General features: G+C 38.6%; 13 protein-coding genes and 1 tRNA gene. 9 read left to right on the top strand and 5 right to left on the bottom strand.

Annotation, left to right across the window (positions count from 1 at the left end; all coding sequences use genetic code 11):
• Window positions 1-274 (top strand): hypothetical protein (locus ABD930_RS09955; protein WP_345231561.1); only part of this gene is annotated, 274 nt, incomplete at its 5' end.
• A gap of 98 nt (window positions 275-372) precedes the next feature.
• The gene (locus ABD930_RS09950; protein WP_345231560.1) at window positions 373-1,458 is read left to right on the top strand and encodes a mechanosensitive ion channel family protein; all 1,086 of its coding nucleotides are present in this window, start codon (window positions 373-375) and stop codon (window positions 1,456-1,458) included.
• A gap of 25 nt (window positions 1,459-1,483) precedes the next feature.
• Here the strand turns inward: ABD930_RS09950 and ABD930_RS09945 are convergent, their stop codons facing one another.
• Window positions 1,484-2,044 carry a type 1 glutamine amidotransferase domain-containing protein gene (locus ABD930_RS09945; protein ID WP_345231559.1) on the bottom strand — a complete coding sequence of 187 codons (561 nt, stop codon included), beginning with the start codon at window positions 2,042-2,044 and terminating at the stop codon, window positions 1,484-1,486.
• 939 nt (window positions 2,045-2,983) lie between these two features.
• Here ABD930_RS09945 and ABD930_RS09940 point away from each other — a divergent pair.
• The 3 genes from ABD930_RS09940 (at window position 2,984) to ABD930_RS09930 (ending at window position 7,676) form a co-directional block, all read left to right on the top strand.
• Window positions 2,984-4,531 (top strand): L,D-transpeptidase family protein, encoded by a 1,548-nt coding sequence (locus tag ABD930_RS09940; RefSeq protein ID WP_345231558.1) that lies wholly within the window; start codon window positions 2,984-2,986, stop codon window positions 4,529-4,531.
• Between the two features lie 66 nt (window positions 4,532-4,597).
• Entirely contained in the window at window positions 4,598-5,095 is a 498-nt protein-coding gene (locus tag ABD930_RS09935) for a DinB family protein (protein WP_345231557.1), read from the top strand.
• Between the two features lie 484 nt (window positions 5,096-5,579).
• Window positions 5,580-7,676 carry a TonB-dependent receptor gene (locus ABD930_RS09930; RefSeq protein WP_345231556.1) on the top strand — a complete coding sequence of 699 codons (2,097 nt, stop codon included), beginning with the start codon at window positions 5,580-5,582 and terminating at the stop codon, window positions 7,674-7,676.
• A gap of 171 nt (window positions 7,677-7,847) precedes the next feature.
• Here the strand turns inward: ABD930_RS09930 and era are convergent, their stop codons facing one another.
• The gene (era, locus tag ABD930_RS09925) at window positions 7,848-8,726 is read right to left on the bottom strand and encodes a GTPase Era (protein WP_345231555.1); all 879 of its coding nucleotides are present in this window, start codon (window positions 8,724-8,726) and stop codon (window positions 7,848-7,850) included.
• Between the two features lie 181 nt (window positions 8,727-8,907).
• Here era and ABD930_RS09920 point away from each other — a divergent pair.
• Window positions 8,908-8,983 (top strand) — tRNA-Met (locus ABD930_RS09920).
• 97 nt (window positions 8,984-9,080) lie between these two features.
• On the opposite strand, the gene ABD930_RS09915 is transcribed toward ABD930_RS09920, so the two are convergent.
• From ABD930_RS09915 to ABD930_RS09905, 3 genes are all read right to left on the bottom strand, one after another.
• A complete protein-coding gene (locus ABD930_RS09915) occupies window positions 9,081-9,428 on the bottom strand; it encodes a type II toxin-antitoxin system RelE/ParE family toxin (RefSeq protein WP_345231554.1) in 348 nt (115 codons plus the stop codon).
• A complete protein-coding gene (locus ABD930_RS09910) occupies window positions 9,425-9,691 on the bottom strand; it encodes a ribbon-helix-helix domain-containing protein (RefSeq protein WP_345231553.1) in 267 nt (88 codons plus the stop codon). The genes ABD930_RS09915 and ABD930_RS09910 overlap by 4 nt, the downstream gene beginning before the upstream one ends.
• 305 nt (window positions 9,692-9,996) lie before the next feature.
• A complete protein-coding gene (locus ABD930_RS09905) occupies window positions 9,997-11,280 on the bottom strand; it encodes an alkaline phosphatase family protein (RefSeq protein ID WP_345231552.1) in 1,284 nt (427 codons plus the stop codon).
• A 356-nt stretch (window positions 11,281-11,636) separates the two neighbouring features.
• On the opposite strand from ABD930_RS09905, the gene ABD930_RS09900 reads away from it, so the two are divergent.
• From ABD930_RS09900 to der, 3 genes are all read left to right on the top strand, one after another.
• Entirely contained in the window at window positions 11,637-13,868 is a 2,232-nt protein-coding gene (locus ABD930_RS09900; RefSeq protein WP_345231551.1) for an NADP-dependent isocitrate dehydrogenase, read from the top strand.
• A gap of 170 nt (window positions 13,869-14,038) precedes the next feature.
• Window positions 14,039-14,299 carry a hypothetical protein gene (locus tag ABD930_RS09895; RefSeq protein ID WP_345231550.1) on the top strand — a complete coding sequence of 87 codons (261 nt, stop codon included), beginning with the start codon at window positions 14,039-14,041 and terminating at the stop codon, window positions 14,297-14,299.
• A gap of 127 nt (window positions 14,300-14,426) precedes the next feature.
• Window positions 14,427-15,728 (top strand): ribosome biogenesis GTPase Der, encoded by a 1,302-nt coding sequence (gene der, locus ABD930_RS09890; protein ID WP_345231549.1) that lies wholly within the window; start codon window positions 14,427-14,429, stop codon window positions 15,726-15,728.
• The last annotated feature ends 189 nt before the right edge of the window (window positions 15,729-15,917 follow it).

Raw genomic sequence — 15,917 nt, 5'->3', positions numbered from 1 at the left:
CCACACTTATCGATCGCAGAAAACAGCACAAAACCCTGACAACTCCCTCTTATCTCTACCCTATTCTCAAACAACTCCCCGCATCCTTCGTTTGCGGAGTGCAAAGATAGCTAGCTCCACCGGATTTCCAAATAAACTGCCCCTATTTTTTTACCAAAATATGCAATATACTGGAAACCAGAGCATTTTTTTATCCCCACCAAAAAACAAAAACCAACAGAACACCCAAATACATTATTTTTTAAACGTTTCTCCTCACTGGTTGAAAACCTAAAACGTCTTCCAAAAATCAACAGCCATTAAAAAAAATAAAACTCAAGTTTCTATACCTTGTTTATTCTAAAAGTGATTACTCAATAAACTAAGCTGCTAATGATGCAATATTTGCAAGATCTATCTCACAAAATGCCCTACTGGGTATGGAACATAGCAATCGTTTTATTTTCCATTTTAATAGGCATCCTTATCAAATCCATTTTAGTACCCATTGTTAAACATCAATCACAAAAACAAGAAGCTACCTATTCTTTCATAAAATCAATTATCAAACATTTCAACAAGATACTAACCGTTTTTATCCCAATACTAATCTTTAGCGCTCTGTTACCTTTAATGCAGCTTACTGCCTCTACTCGACTAATTCTATCAAAGACGACTGAAATCTTAATCACCCTTTGCTTCTCAATTGTCATTATAAGGATACTCCGAGTATCCGAAGATTATCTTTACCATCGCTTTGATATGAGCAAAGAGAACAACTTAAGGGAAAGAAAAATCCGAACACAAATGGTTTTCATTAGAAAGTTACTCATAACGTTAATCGTCATCATAACCATAGCGATTATCTTGTTAAACTTTGAAAGCATGCGCAAAATTGGAGCCGGTTTGCTCACTGGTGTTGGCATAGGTGGTATCATTATTGGTTTTGCTGCGCAAAAATCGCTAGGTAATCTGCTCGCAGGATTTCAAATTGCTTTTACACAACCTATCCGCATGGACGACGTGCTTGTCGTGGAAGGTGAATGGGGTAAAGTAGAAGAAATAAATTTGACTTATGTTGTTGTAAACATCTGGGATAAAAGACGGCTTGTTTTACCCATAAACTACTTTATTGAAAAGCCATTCCAAAATTGGACGCGTACCACCGCAGAAATACTAGGCACTGTATTTATATATACTGATTTTACAATTCCTATAGAAAATCTGCGTCAGCAATTAACTGAATTACTAAAACAGAACCGCCTATGGGACGGAAAAGTGAACGTCTTACAAGTAACCGATCTACGAGAACAAACAATGGAAATTCGTTGCCTAATGAGCTGTAGAAATTCTGGTCAAGCATTCGACCTAAGATGCTACATACGAGAGGAAATGATAAACTATATCAAAACCAATTTTCCCGAAGCATTAACTAAAACGAGAATCAGCTTCAACTCCATCAACGATAAAGGGGTGTAAACCCACCCCTACTGTTTAAGCCGCATCATGCGTGTTGTCCTTCATGCTTACCTTCTGCAAACTCTTCCACAATCTTTGCATTAAAAGCTGGTAAATCCGCTGGTGTTCTACTCGTCACTAATCCTTCATCTGTCACTACTTCACTATCTTCCCATTGCGCCCCTGCATTCATTAAATCCTTTCTAATTGCAGCTACCGATGTCATTTTCCGTCCTTCAACTACTTCGGCATTAATTAAGGTTTGCGGACCATGACAAATGGCAGCAACAGGTTTGCCCGATCGGAAGAATTCTTTTACAAAAGACAATACTTGTTCATTGGTACGCAATTTATCCGGACTTATTACTCCACCAGGAAGAAGTAATCCATCATAGTCCGAAGCCGAAACTTCATTTAAATGCTTGTCAACTGTATACGTGCCTTTCCATTCATTCCCTTCTTTGGCACGAACAGTTCCTTGCTTTGGCGAGACAATGTGGGTTATTGCCCCAGCGTCTATCAATGCTTGTCTAGGACTGGTCAATTCAATTTCCTCAAAACCGTCTTCCGTTAGAATAGCAATTTTTTTCTCACTTAATGTTCCCATAACGTTTGTTTTTAATACTATAAGATGTACAATAGGTACCTTCATACCTATATTTTTGTTTCAGAAAACTGAAAATTAGAGCTATGGAAACATAACCTATACCCTTTTATTTTCTATTACACCTGTCCAAAAAAAATTTTTGGAACAAAAAAAGTGCAGGTTCTCTGCTATGAAAAGTGATATTTTTGTTGGGAAAGGGAAAGAACCCTTGGATGTCGCTATAAATTCAACCATCAGATAATTTTTCAGTTGAACCAAGGCTATCGCGCTATACCTGTTTATCACCTGCAAGATACCAACTCATCTCTTAAACATTACAAAAGTCTTATTTGACTCTTATATGACTCTAGTTTTTAGCATCATTTATTAGTCTTTTAGTTGTCTTTTAATAGTCTTAAAGACGATAAAAAGACGACTAAAAGACGATAAAAAGACGATCAAATGTAGAAGCAGTATAGTGTTAGGTAAGTTATAGGATATGTTTTGGTAATAAAAAGGTAGCCGGCAATAGCGAGGCGGGTAATAAGGTAGATATGCCCCTGATTTAATATCTGTTATAAGCGATGCGGTGTTTATTGGTATAGGAAAGACTTGATTTGCACAGTACACGCCCAATGCCCAGGTGGTTGATGTTGCCGGTAGTACTCAATGATCTTTAAAAGTTCCTTATAATCACATCATTTCTGTCATAAATGATAAACATGAATAAATTAAACACGAAAAAGGAGAAATATGCTAACCGTAAGCAACTGTATATAAAAGACAAACGATGTTTATACTTGTTTTTTTAAAAGAGTTGGCTTATCTTAAGCCTGTTTTATAGCTACTTATATGTCAAGTCATCGGTTTATCACACCTTTAATGGTTACCTTTATAGTCCTTCTATGCATTTCTTGTCAACAGTCAACTAATAAACATAAACGAACCACTATAGATTCTTTGCATACTAAAGCGATTCAAGAATGGAACAAAACTATTCCCGGAAACTTTAGCGAACAAACCGATTTACATTTTGACAGCACTTTACTAGCACAATTTTTTGTAAAATATCCGGGTGTAGCAACCTATAAGGAAAATGTTATTAAATTCTATAACGAAAGAAATTACTCCTACGCTTGGTTTGATCAAAATGGACTCATTGAACAAGCTGGCAATCTAACTGATCGAATGCTAAATCTCAAAGATGAAGGAATCAACAAAGAATTACCGTACAATAAAGTATTAGATTCCCTTATTAGCCTATATAATGATCATAAATCAGGAGATTTCATCAATCCTGAGTTGGAAATCATGCTTACTGCTCAATATTTTATATTTGCTAATATCGTTTGGGCAGGGATGGATGAAGCAGATATTAAAGCTAATGACTGGTTCGTTCCCCGAAAAAAAGTTTCTTATACAGCCTATTTAGACAGCCTTTTGCAACATCCTCTTAACAAAACAAATGCGTCTATTGAACCTGTATATCGGCAATACGAGCAACTTCGTACTTATCTCAAAAAGTACAGGGCGCTTGCGGCGATGCCTTGGACTAATTTAGTAGCCGACAAAAAAAGCTATAAACTCGGTGATTCTTCATCGGTACTGCTACAAATTAAAAAAAGATTATGGTTGCTCGAAGATTATCAAGGAGATACAACAAATGGCTTTTATGATAGTACATTATTCCGCGGGATAAAAGCTTTTCAGGCAAGACATGGTTTAGCAAGCGATGGAACTATCGGCATAGGTACGCTTAATGACTTAAATACTCCTCCCAAAGAAAGAATTAAACAGATCATAGTCAATATGGAGCGTAGCCGTTGGCTGCCTGTAAGTCTGAATACAGATTACTTGGCCGTAAATATTCCGGAATTTAAACTCCATGTATATCATGCCGATAGTTTGCTATGGAGTTGCAATGTAGTAGTCGGCCAAGCGGTACACAAAACAGTAATCTTCCACGGTGAAGTCAAGTATGTGGTATTTAGCCCTTATTGGAATGTACCCCCCAGTATTGTACGTAATGAAGTTGTACCCGGCATGAACAGAAACCGTAATTATCTAGCTAATCATCGCATGGAAATTACGGGCAAAAGTGGTGGATTACCAGTTGTCCGACAAAAACCTGGCCCCAATAATTCGCTAGGATTGGTGAAATTTCTGTTCCCCAATAGTTATAATATTTACCTACACGACAGTCCAGCAAAGTCTTTATATAATGAAACATCAAGGGCTTTCAGTCATGGATGCATTCGCGTAAGTGAACCAGAAAAGCTCGCGAATTTCTTACTTCGCAATGATTCTACTTGGACAACAACGGCTATTTATGATGCCATGCATGCCGGTAAAGAGAAGTATGTGACTCTCAAACAAACCGTCCCTGTATTTATTGCCTATTTTACCGCCTTTATTGATCGTCAAGGAAAAATAAATTTCCGAAAAGATATTTATAGCCGAGATGAACGCCTTGCGAATATGTTGTTAAAAGAAAATACTAAAGAATAAACCATGCTGACATACAGCTGTCAATTCATGCTTTAGCTTTGTTCATCAATACCAAAACATAAAAAGATGGACTTAATTAAAGCACTGAAAAAAGAATTAACAGAAGAAGCGACAACTACACGCAAATTTCTTAAACTCATTCCCGAAGACAAATACGATTGGGCTCCTCATGAAAAGAGCATGAAAATGGGTAATCTTGCAACACACCTAGCCGAACTTCCTTCATGGATCGCCATGGCAGTAAATACCGATGAACTTAACTTTGCCGTAAATATGTACGAACCCACACCGCTAAACCACAATGAAGAATTGTATGCAATGTTTGAGCGGTCGCTCCAAGAGGGACTGGATGCGCTAGACAAAATTAATGAAGCCGACTTTGAGAAAAAATGGCTTCTGTTAAATGGTGACCAAGTACTTTGGGAAGGCAACAAATACGAAATGATTCGTGTTTCGTTTAGCCAAACAAGTCATCATCGGGCGCAGCTGGGTGTTTATTTACGATTATTAAATATCCCCATCCCAGGGAGCTACGGACCAAGCGCTGATGAACATACATTTTAAAGCTAGTATATTAGCTGGATTAAACTCACAAACAACTTCATTAATCCTCAGATCGAAATGAGTCTTTAGTCCTTATTTCTTAACTAAAGAAGCTTCACGAAATATGGTTCATGTTCCTAAAGCTGTACCATAAATAAAAACTGCTCCTTGTTATTAATCCTCAAAATGATGACCGTATAAAAGGCAAATTTTGAGGATTTCTTATTTACCTATAGTTTCGTTGTGCCTTCATTTTATTTATAGCATCACTTTATTTTCGCTCATTTATTTGTATTCATTCTAAATAAACTTATATTTGCAACCGAAATCGGCTGCCATTGGTACGTCAGGTCAACGTGTCTCATTAGGTTAGAAAGTGAAAAAGCCCGGTCATCAATCAACTAAGTCCGTGTCTGGATTAACACAGACAAATAATTTCATTCATCTTATATACAAAAATATGATAGGTATTAAACATTCTGCCTTCTCACCTTCTAGGTTAATTATGAGAAAACTATTTTCAGCTTTAAAGTATTCTGTTTGTTTAGCCACCTTATTATTACTGATGATCTATTTCGCAGATGCCCAAGAACGGTCGCTTAACCTAAAAGGTAAGGTAGTCGATAACTTAGGCGAGCCAGTCTACACAGCGCTGGTTAAGATACAAGAATCTGGTGCACAAAAAGTTACCGATGGTGACGGATTCTTTTCCTTTGAACATATTGCTCCTGGCAACTATCATCTCCAAATTCGTAGTCTTGGTTACAAATCCATCCAAAAAGAAATCACTATCAGTGAAAATGATACGGCCTTACTTCACTTCGTGTTACAATCAACACAACAACAACTCGAAGCAGCGACCGTCACAGAGAAAACAGCATCCCGAAAATTAAACGAAAGCGGTTTCCATGTGAATGCTATTGATATGTCAACCTATGCCAATACAAATGCTGACATTAATCAAGTGCTGAATGTCACCACGGGTGTACGCATTCGTGAGGAAGGTGGGCTCGGCTCCAATTTCAAGTTTTCGCTCAATGGCTTCAGCGGGAATCAGGTTAAATTCTTCATGGATGGCTTGCCCATGGATAATTTCGGATCATCCCTTACACTCAACAATTTTCCAGTTAATATGGCCGAACGAGTGGAAGTTTACAAAGGCGTATTACCCATTAACTTAGGCACCGACGCTTTGGGTGGTGCAGTCAATATTGTGACTAGAAGTAATTCCAACTATTTGGATGTTTCTTACGCCATTGGGTCATTCAATACGCATCGAGCTTCAGTGAATGGTGCTTATACGAACCAGAAAACCGGATTTACGGTACGAACCAATGCTTTCTTTAACTATTCAGACAATAATTACAAAGTACTTGCTCCTATCAAAAATCTGCAAACAAGCAGTTTTGAGGACGAAGAATGGGTAAAGCGTTTTCACGACAATTACCAATCGGCGGCCATTCAACTAGAAGCAGGTCTTACCAATAAAAGATATGCAGACAAATTACTCTTCGGTATAATCGCCTCGGAAAATGATAAAGATCTTCAAACCGGAGTAGTCATGGAAGAAGTATACGGAGCTATGAAAACCAAAAGCCATACTATCGTCCCTTCACTAAAATATCAAAAGAAAGACCTTTTTATCAAAGGTTTGGAGACAAACCTATATACGGCTTATAATCGTTCTTCCTTAAAAAGAATCGATACGACCTCCCGAATTTACAATTGGCGAGGTGAGTGGATACCAAACCCTTCGTATAATGACGAATCTGCCGGAGGCGAAAGAGGCCGTACACAAAATGAAAATACCGACCGAGAATGGTTATTGACCAATAACTGGAATTACCGTATCAATGCACAACAAGGTTTAGCACTCAATTATACCATGACCGATTTTCACCGTAAAGGTTATGATGTTGAAAATCCAGAGGCATTGGAAAACCGTTTCCCTACCAATTTAACCAAACATATACTGGGCTTATCTTATAATTTAGATGTTTGGAATAAATGGACCACCTCCTTCTTTGGAAAATGGTATTTTATGAATGCCACAGGCTACGAAAAGGTAGGCGCTTTTACTGAGGATGAGCGCTACGAAGCCACAAGTTATAGTTATAATAACCCAGGATTTGGTGTAGCCACGGCGATGTTTATTTACCCTCAATTACAGGCCAAGGCTTCCTTCGAGCGTACTTATCGCTTACCCGAAAGTGGTGAGATTTTTGGAGACGGTGTATTTACCGTTGCCAATTACAACTTAAAACCAGAACGAAGCAACAACTTTAATGTAGGTCTACGTTATGCCAGTAAAGAAGACAAACCCCACCAGTTCAGTGTGGAAGGAGATTTTATTTACCGTCTAACCCGTGATTACATCCGTATGGATCAAAGCGTTTCGGGCGGTAACCGAAGCATGGAAAACAAAGGCAAAGTCAGAACAATGGGTGGTGAAGGCGAAATTAAATATGATTACAAACACCGTCTCTTTGCCTCTATAAACGCTACGTACCAACAAATATTAGACAAGCAAGAATTTGAACAGAGCGGAGGTTATACTGGCGGAGCTACCCGAAACATCACTTACGACTATCGCTTACACTAGTTGTAAAAACGCGTCATTGCGAGAAAGAATGATGAAGTGATGGTGTTTTTGATATCATCAAATTGCTTCTCCGCCAGTTGGCAGATCGCAATGACGACGTAGATCTTTTAGACACCTTCAATTGTTACAATCTTCAATATGGCCGTTTCCATTAGTGTGAAACGGCCAACGTTACTGTTCGTAACCAAAACTTTTTAGGTAATTTTTTTTACTTCTCCAATCGGATATTACTTTAACAAATAGTTCTAAAAATACTTTTTTCTGCAAAAATTTTTCAATATCCTGCCGCGCATACGTACCTACCTTTTTGATCATTTCTCCCCCTTTACCTATGATAATATTTTTTTGAGAATCACGCTCAACAATTATCTCTCCGCTTATTCGAATGATTCGTTCTTCATCTTTAAATGAAGTAATGATCACTTCTGTACTATAGGGAATTTCTTTTTCGTATAGCTTAAAAACTTTTTCCCGAATAATTTCCGAAACAAAGAAACGTTCCGACTTGTCTGTCAATTCGTCTTTATTATAATACGGTTCGTGTATCGGAAGGTGTTCTAAAATAAAGGGCATAATCGCTTGTATATTGTGCCCATGTAAAGCAGATATAGCAAAAATACTTTTCGGATTTAACGTTTGCTGCCAGTATGCTATTTTCTTAATGACTTCTTCTTCAGAAGATTTATCAATTTTATTAATCAAAACTGCGATAGGAGAAGTTACCTTTTTTAATTTCTCAACAATGTCAGACTCATCGTAGCGCTCATTGATATCTGTCACGAAAAGAATAATATCAGCATCAATCAGTGATCCTTGCACAAAGCTCATCATCGATTCCTGTAAACTGTATGTCGGTGTGATCATACCAGGCGTATCCGAAAAAACGATTTGATAATTCTCATCATTAACTATTCCCAAAATACGGTGTCTGGTAGTTTGTGCCTTCGAGGTAACAATAGACATCTTTTCACCTACTAATGAATTCATTAGAGTAGACTTCCCCGCATTTGGTTTCCCTACAATGCTTACAAATCCTGCTTTGTGCGACATTTTTTTTTAATTTTATTTGCACAGCAAAGAAACAAAATATATCTTTGCACTCCAATCAAACGGAAATAAAATATGTTTTCCTACTGATTGGAGCAACTATTAGGGTAGAAAGTTGAAGCAAGTTCAACTAGCAGATTCGCTTAAGTCAATGTGCTAAATTGAATAGCTAAATAAAATATATTGCGGGGTGGAGCAGTTGGTAGCTCGTCGGGCTCATAACCCGAAGGTCACACGTTCGAGTCGTGTCCCCGCTACCACAGGCCGGTTAACGTTTGTTGATCGGCTTTTTTATTAACCAAACACCTATCTTGTTACCATTTACACCCGCTACACCCAAGCCGAAAGAGTAAGGAGTTATTTTATTCTCTCATACAACGCCCTTGCCTCCTCATCCAAACCGGGTTCCAGCTCCTTCAGACGTTCCAAAAGATTCATGGATACATGTCTAATAGTGAGTACAAATATATTGTCGTCAACAATATCGCAGATCAGGTAATGCTTCTGAATAGGATATACCCTAAACTTTGATGAGATTTTTTTATTGATTTTTAAAAGCCCTTTATGTGCTTGCAAGAGAGAAAAAGCGTCCTCGAAAGCCTTGATATATTTCAAAGCAGTTTGTTCGCCCCATTCATCAAGAGAATAATCATATATATCCTGAATATCGTCCAGAGCCCTTGAAGTTAGGTGAATTTTGGTCATTTGGATTTTGTCTTCCGATGTGTTTTCAAATCCGCCATTAAATCACCGGAAAATTCATGTATCCGGCCATGTATCACATCCTGATATCCTTCGATAATATGGCTACGCAATTTGGCAGCCTCTATCCGGTCACGTTCGTGACGAATTAAATCCCGCACGTATTCGCTGGGAGTGGCATAAAGTGTCCCGCTACCGGACTGGCTAGACACAAACTTTTTCATCTCGTCAGTAAGGGCAATATTTAGTGATTCAGTTTTGGACATATCCCACTTAAATTTATTGTATAGAACAAATGTAGCAAATTCTTTATATATTGACAATATATGAAGGAAAACAAGTGCAATTCCATATCGCATTGGATTAAATCCCAACGGAAAAACTGCTGTTTTTATAAGTGACAAACTGACTTTTAATAGGTCTCCGCATAATATCGTCGGTGCACTAAGGCCGAGTTACCGCTATTATGTATGTCTACTATCCTTTGTTTGTTTAACCAATGAGAGAAGAAAGGATGGACCGTTAAATTCATGCCTAGACTGAAACCAGTATTCAAAACGTATAACTAAACCTATAAAGAATTAAAATAGTTGGCAACAGACTTCCCCTTCACCGTAGGCATATCCAAGTGCAAGTATTCTGTTATGAAAACAGTAATATCCCGCAAATTCATTTCTTTAATCTCCACCCCCTTCTTCATTTGAGGGGAAATGGCAATAAAACCTGTCTGTATACTCCGGGTATCTGGAAAATAACCGTGGGTACCCCCTTTTCCCGCTGTGATGGTTTCTCTGGTACGACTATTTCCGAACGCCGCACCTTCAAGACCAGTAAGCGCAAAAGCCACATTCGGATCAGCACCAATCTTATTCATCTCTTTACGGGAAACAATACGGAAATAGCTCTTTTCTTCCGCTGGTAACGATTTTAATAAGGTCATTACTTGTTTAGCGGTTTGCTTATCTTTTTTATCACGCAAAAAAAGATAAGTGGAACCACCTGCCGAATAGAACTGCGCCTTTTGCAATAGACCGGCTTTAGACAACCAGACATTGGGATTAACCGACTTCTTTACATCGTAAAAGCCATGATCACCGGTCACAATAAACAATGTGCTGTCTGCAATGCCAGCGTCCATTATGGCTTGACGAATGATGCCAACCGCACTATCGGCATCACTGATCGCTTCCGAAACCATCGATCCTTCACGGCCCACCATATGTTCGGCATGATCCACTGAAAACAAGTGAATGGTCATTAAATTTGGTTTTAGGTTTTGGATAACCCAAGCAGCTACCTGTGCATTTTTCTGATCTTTCCCCCAATTGATATCGGCATTACTATGAAAAACCTCCTGTTTAATCGTCTCTACCACTCCTTCTGGCCTAGCGTATTTAGTTCTTACACTATCTCCCATTCCTCCTATATCAGCAATATTAAAAGAAGTAGGCGCCTCCGCAGAAACGGGCCACATTAAAGAGGCAACCGTTAAACCTGCCTTCTGCGCAGTCTCCCATATCGTAGGAACTTTAATTTGATGAAAGTTCCAATAAATTTTATTGCCAGCGCTATCCGGATCGAAAACACCATTATAATAAATGCCATGTTCATCCGGCTGCACACCAGTCACGATAGTAGTATGCGAAGAATAAGTGACTGAGGGAAAAACACTATTTACACCATATGCATGAATTCCCTCTAGTAACAGTTGTTTTAAATTAGGGGTAGGCCACTTATCTTCCAAATAGAAATCCGGACGAAACCCATCAATCGTAACTAATATGACATGCTTCTGCTGTGCATGTAAACTCAGTAAACTTAAACAACAAATCAGGAACAAAAAAAGGCGCTTCATGGAATAAATTTATCAATTCTTCAATTTCGCCGCAATTTAAATGATTTGCTATTACTTTAATGTTAAATTTACTCCTATAACTTGGTTAACTTAATCTACACATCTATCTATGATGCACCCTCTTGCACATATACCACACATACTAACAACAAGAAAATACCAAGGACAATAGCATGCTAAGCTTCTCCTTTGCAATATTGTTCATCAATTCGAAATGTTAACGATTCGTATCTTTTAGCCGCTAGCGTATTTAAATTGCATAATAAAAGCAATTTATATAAGTTTGTGCCACCACAAACTGTGTGATACGTACACAGGTACAAAAGGTCATGTTCAAAAAGTAAATTTTTTATATTATGTCAAATACATCCAAAATCATCTATACCAAAACTGATGAAGCACCAGCATTGGCCACTTATTCTCTATTACCAATCGTAAAGGCCTTCACTGCCTCATCCGGAATTGACGTAGAAACACGGGATATCTCTTTGGCTGCAAGAATTTTAGCCGTTTTTCCCGAATACCTGACTAATGAGCAAAAAGTGCCAGACACGCTCACAGAGCTTGGCGAATTGACTTTATTACCCGAAGCCAATATCATCAAATTACCTAATATAAGTGCTTCAGTACCTCAATTAAAAGCAGCTGTCAAAGAATTACAAGCTAAAGGTTATGCCTTGCCTAATTATCCAGACGATCCAACAACAGAAGAGGACAAAACGATTCGTGCAAAATACGATAAGGTAAAAGGAAGTGCCGTTAATCCGGTGCTTCGCGAAGGAAACTCTGATCGGCGTGCTCCAAAGGCAGTAAAGAATTACGCAAAAAAACATCCTCATAGCATGGGCGCATGGAGTGCTGATTCTAAATCTCATGTGGCGACTATGGAAAGTGGTGATTTCAAACACAACGAAAAATCGCTCACCATACCCGAAGAAACAACCGTTAAAATCGTTTTTACCGACCAATCGGGCAATCAAACTACCCTCAAAGAAAAGCTTCAGCTCCTTGCCGGCGAAATTATTGACGCTACCGTCATGAGTAAAAGGGCATTGTTGAAATTCCTTGACGAACAGATCGCAGATGCAAAAGCAAAAGGTGTGCTTTTCTCCTTACACATGAAAGCGACCATGATGAAAGTTTCTGACCCGATCATTTTCGGTTATGCCGTAAAAGCTTTCTTCAAAGATGTCTTTGCGCAATACAGCGAAGACCTTAAAGCTGTCGGCGCCAACCCAAATAGTGGTTTAGGCGATGTGCTTAATGCTATCGAAAAACTTCCTGAAGATAAAAAACAAGCCATACAAAACGCGATAACAACTGACATTAAGAATGGCCCGGCACTAGCCATGGTCAATTCCGATAAGGGCATTACCAATTTACATGTGCCCAGTGATGTGATCGTAGATGCTTCCATGCCTGCAATGATCAGAAGTTCTGGCCAAATGTGGAATGCGGCTGGTAAACTTCAGGATACCAAAGCAGTTATTCCAGATAGCAGTTATGCTGGCGTTTACGAGGCGACCATCGAATTCTGCAAGCAAAACGGTGCTTTCGATCCAGCCACGATGGGCACAGTACCGAACGTAGGATTGATGGCTCAAAAAGCCGAAGAATATGGATCGCATGACAAGACTTTTGAAATTAATGGTACAGGTAAAGTAGAAGTTATCGACCAAAATGGAACGGTTCTTTTAAGCCATGATGTCGAGTCAGGAGACATTTGGCGAATGTGTCAGGTAAAAGATGCACCTATAAGGGATTGGGTTAAACTGGCTGTGACACGCGCACGCTTATCCGAAACCCCAGCAGTGTTCTGGTTGGATGAAAATCGTCCACACGATGCAGAATTGATCAAAAAGGTCAATGCTTATTTACCTGAATATGATACAACTGGCTTAGACATTCGCATCTTGTCGCCGGAAAAAGCTACGTTATATACTTTAGCGCGAGTTAAAGCTGGCCAAGATACCATTTCTGTAACTGGAAATGTTCTGCGGGATTACTTAACGGATCTTTTCCCCATCTTAGAATTAGGCACTAGCGCTAAAATGCTTTCCATTGTTCCGTTAATGAACGGAGGTGGCTTATTTGAAACTGGGGCTGGCGGATCGGCACCGAAACATGTGGAACAATTTTTAGAAGAAGGACATTTACGTTGGGATTCTCTTGGTGAATTCCTGGCTTTAGCTGTTTCTTTCGAACACCTAGGCACGAACTACAACAATCCACGCGCATTAATTTTAGCCGACACATTAGATCAAGCCACAGGTAAATTGTTAGATAATCAAAAATCGCCTTCACGTAAAGTAAATGAGCTCGATAATCGAGGCAGTCACTTCTACCTAGCGCTATATTGGGCCGAAGCTTTAGCTGCGCAGGATAAAGATGCTACTTTAAAAGATCAATTCACCAATCTAGCGAAGCAATTAGCCGCTAACGAAACAAAAATTGTGAGCGAATTAAACGCAGCACAGGGACATTCGGTCGACATTGGTGGCTATTATTTTCCAAGCGATCATTTAGTTAATCAGACGATGCGGCCAAGTAATACACTTAATGAGACGATAGCCTCACTAAGTAAATAAAACACAGCACTTTAAATGGGGAGATTGATTCTCCCCATTTTTTTGGAATCGATATACCTTCCTTACGCACAATTGTTTTTTACGTAGATTTCTTTAATTGTGCAAAAACTAATTAAAAAACCACTTTAAATATTGCCCATAATTTGTATTTTAGCGACAGCATACAAATTATGGAAAATAATCATACGGGAGACATACTTAACAATAAAGGACAATTATTTAGGATAACCTATCAACAGCTAGACTGTTATTTTAGGGTACTGAAACCGGTCAAAATTACAGCGTCTACCAATGAAATAGAACTGCTCATTGAGGAAGAAACGCATACCATAGAACGAGATGGCAGGTTATGGGTCTTTAAAAATTCCAATTTAGATAACGATTTTGCCAATGCTATAGGCCGACTAATCTGCTTGAGATATCGGCTATAGGTTTTCAAAGCCGCAATCTTCTTCCATCTAAGCCTAACAATGTCAATCCTTATCCTTAACTTTGCGAGCAGCAATTCCAAGAAATAGGATTGCCATAAAACAGTATTCAAAGCGATAACAAAGCAACATGTCCAATATCATTGCCATAGTCGGCCGCCCAAATGTCGGCAAGTCCACCTTATACAATCGATTAACGGAATCAAGAAAAGCTATCGTCGATGATTTTAGCGGAGTCACACGCGACCGTCATTATGGGCAAGGTGAATGGATAGGCAAAACCTTTACCGTCATTGACACAGGTGGCTACGTACATGGCTCGGATGATATTTTCGAAGCAGCCATACGTGAACAAGTGTTAATCGCTATCGAAGAAGCTAGCGTCATTTTATTTATGGTAGACGTAACTGTTGGTATAACCGATTTGGACGACGAAATTGCCGATCTACTACGACGCTCCAAAAAGCCGGTATATGTAGTTGTCAATAAAGTTGACCATCACCAGCTGCATCACGATGCTACTGTTTTTTATAGTTTTGGACTGGGAGAAATCTATAACATCTCGTCCATGACCGGATCAGGTACAGGAGAATTGCTAGACGACGTCGTTCAACATTTTCAGGAAATCGAAGAGACAGACAGTCTACTACCTAAATATGCTATAATTGGCCGGCCCAACGTGGGAAAGTCTTCGTTAATTAATGCACTAATAGGAAATGAACGAAATATTGTAACACCAATTGCCGGCACAACCCGAGATGCTATCCAAATCCACTATAACCAGTATGGACACGAATTCATGCTGATCGACACTGCTGGTTTACGTAGAAAAACAAAAGTCAAGGAAAATATTGAATTTTACTCGGTTATGCGTACCATTAAAGCTTTGGAAGAAGCTGATGTGGTTATTTTAATGATCGATGCAATGGAAGGTATAGAAGCGCAAGATATTAATATTTTTCACTTGGCAGAAAAAAACAAAAAAGGTGTTGTAGTGGTGGTCAACAAATGGGACCTTATCGAAAAAAATAATAAAACTACGAAATTATTTGAAGAGCAAATTCGCGAAAAAACAGCTCCGTTTACCGACTATCCTATCGTCTTTACTTCAGTATTAGAAAAGCAACGAATTTTAAAAGCAATAGAGGTCGCAGCAAAGGTTTATACCAATAAATCTAAAAAAATACCGACTTCTAAACTTAACGAGATATTATTGCCCATCATTGAAAACTATCCTCCTCCAGCCATCAAAGGCAAATACATCAAAATTAAATATATAACACAAATCGTGGGTAAATCACCTATGTTCGCTTTCTTCTGCAACCTTCCTCAGTATATTAAAGATCCTTATAAACGCTTTTTAGAAAATCAGCTTCGCGAAAACTTTGATTTTGATGGGGTACCTATACAATTATTCTTTAGGCAGAAGTAAAAGTTTATGAGTTATATGTTTTAACCCAAATTCAGCAATAGGTAATAAGCCGTATGCTTTAAGCTATTTATATAGCCTGCAACCGGCAAATGTTTATTGCTTAAAGCCTAAAGTGTAATACTGGCTTAAGAGCATACGTATAACCTAAAACTTAAAACTTACAACTCCTTTAATTTTGCTACTTCTCTA

Source organism: Olivibacter ginsenosidimutans (assembly GCF_039542865.1).
Lineage (GTDB): Bacteria > Bacteroidota > Bacteroidia > Sphingobacteriales > Sphingobacteriaceae > Olivibacter > Olivibacter ginsenosidimutans.
This window is presented reverse-complemented; position numbering and strand designations above follow the sequence as displayed.

Coding starts and splice junctions, on each gene's coding strand:
- ABD930_RS09950 (WP_345231560.1), top strand. CDS start 373: ATGATGCAATATTTGCAAGATCTATCTCACAAAATGCCCTACTGGGTA.
- ABD930_RS09945 (WP_345231559.1), bottom strand. CDS start 2,044: ATGGGAACATTAAGTGAGAAAAAAATTGCTATTCTAACGGAAGACGGT.
- ABD930_RS09935 (WP_345231557.1), top strand. CDS start 4,598: ATGGACTTAATTAAAGCACTGAAAAAAGAATTAACAGAAGAAGCGACA.
- ABD930_RS09930 (WP_345231556.1), top strand. CDS start 5,580: ATGAGAAAACTATTTTCAGCTTTAAAGTATTCTGTTTGTTTAGCCACC.
- era (WP_345231555.1), bottom strand. CDS start 8,726: ATGTCGCACAAAGCAGGATTTGTAAGCATTGTAGGGAAACCAAATGCG.
- ABD930_RS09915 (WP_345231554.1), bottom strand. CDS start 9,428: ATGACCAAAATTCACCTAACTTCAAGGGCTCTGGACGATATTCAGGAT.
- ABD930_RS09910 (WP_345231553.1), bottom strand. CDS start 9,691: ATGTCCAAAACTGAATCACTAAATATTGCCCTTACTGACGAGATGAAA.
- ABD930_RS09905 (WP_345231552.1), bottom strand. CDS start 11,280: ATGAAGCGCCTTTTTTTGTTCCTGATTTGTTGTTTAAGTTTACTGAGT.
- ABD930_RS09900 (WP_345231551.1), top strand. CDS start 11,637: ATGTCAAATACATCCAAAATCATCTATACCAAAACTGATGAAGCACCA.
- ABD930_RS09895 (WP_345231550.1), top strand. CDS start 14,039: ATGGAAAATAATCATACGGGAGACATACTTAACAATAAAGGACAATTA.
- der (WP_345231549.1), top strand. CDS start 14,427: ATGTCCAATATCATTGCCATAGTCGGCCGCCCAAATGTCGGCAAGTCC.